This window comes from Bowmanella yangjiangensis (assembly GCF_017255015.1).
Classification (GTDB): domain Bacteria; phylum Pseudomonadota; class Gammaproteobacteria; order Enterobacterales; family Alteromonadaceae; genus Bowmanella; species Bowmanella yangjiangensis.
Map to the genome: position 1 here is coordinate 1 of NZ_JAFKCS010000348.1, position 827 is coordinate 827.

General features: G+C 66.7%; 1 protein-coding gene. It reads right to left on the reverse strand.

Going from position 1 to position 827, the window contains the following annotated elements; genetic code table 11:
- Nucleotides 1-97 precede the first annotated feature (97 nt).
- Nucleotides 98-827, reverse strand: a 730-nt coding sequence (locus J0A65_RS24460; protein WP_206596854.1) for a heme/hemin ABC transporter substrate-binding protein, incomplete at its 5' end; no start/stop codon positions are given.

Genomic DNA, 827 nt, shown 5'->3' on the forward strand with positions numbered 1-827 from the left:
GGCAGGCTGACGGGCCCCAGGGCCAGCGACAGCCAGAACGAAAACAGCAGGAGGACGCCCATCGCCAGCAGCAATGGGCGGGGACGAAAAACAGGATTCATCGGTCGAGTTCGGCCGTCAGAGCTGGCTCGGAAGGATAGAACGCCGCCGACAACTCGACCAGCCCCTCGGGCAGGCGCGGACCGAGCCCGCCCACCAGCAGCGTCGGATCGAGGCTCAGCACACGGCCGTCACGCACGGCGCTGGTCTGCGCCAGCAGCGGATTCTGCCGCAGCACCGCCTGACGCGCCTCCTCTCCCTGCAGACTGCGGTCGGCTACGATCAGCACCTGTGGGTCCATCGCCAGCAAGGCCTCGCTGGAGATCGGTTTGTAGCCGCTGTGCTCGGTGCGACTCTCGCCACCGGCCCGCTCGATCAGCCACACCGCCAGGCTGTCCTTGCCGGCCGCCATGAGGTTGCTGCCAGCATGACCGAGCAACATCAGCACACGCGGTGCCGACTGCTGCTCGCGCGCCTTGGCGACCCAGGCCGCCTGATGCTGCAGAGCCTGGCGATAGGCCGCGATTTCTTCATGCGCCTGCTGCGGCCTGCCAAGCAGTTCACCCAGGCGCAGCACATTGCTTTCGAGCGCATCCAGATCGGGCCTGGCCGACAGACTCTCGATACGAATGCCGGCTGCCTTGATCTGCGCGAGCACCGGAGGCGGCCCCATTTCTTCGCTACCGATCAGCACGTCCGGGTGCAGCGACAGCACACCCTCCGCCGACAAGGCCCGCTGATAACCGACGCTCGGCAACTGCTGCAGCGATTGTGGATGCAGGCTGGTG